The organism is Oceanobacter antarcticus (assembly GCF_044962685.1).
Classification (GTDB): Bacteria; Pseudomonadota; Gammaproteobacteria; order Pseudomonadales; family Oceanobacteraceae; genus Oceanobacter; species Oceanobacter antarcticus.
The window spans coordinates 1-290 of record NZ_JBBKTX010000098.1; the positions used below are offsets into that span (position 1 = coordinate 1).

At 43.4% G+C, this 290-nt stretch carries 1 protein-coding gene; it reads left to right on the forward strand.

Annotated elements, in window-relative coordinates; genetic code table 11:
* On the forward strand, positions 1 to 224 hold a 224-nt coding region (tnpB, locus tag WG929_RS21090), incomplete at its 5' end, for an IS66 family insertion sequence element accessory protein TnpB (protein WP_416207635.1).
* Positions 225 to 290: the final 66 nt, after the last annotated feature.

Here is a 290-nt window from a genome sequence, read left to right on the forward strand (position 1 = left end):
TCTTTTGTAATCGCGACCGGGATAAAATCAAGTTACTGTACTGGGAGCGCAATGGCTTTGTGCTCTGGTACAAACGCCTGGAAAAGCAGCGCTTTAAATGGCTAAAGCCGACCGACAGCGCTGCCATCTGTATTGACGGCCATCAACTGAATTTATTATTGGATGGTCTGGATATTTTTAATAATAAACCGCATGAAACCTTATTTTACACTGCCATGAATTAACCAGGGTTGGTATACTCCAACCCATGAAAACACCACCGACGGATCACTTACCTGATGACATTTCTG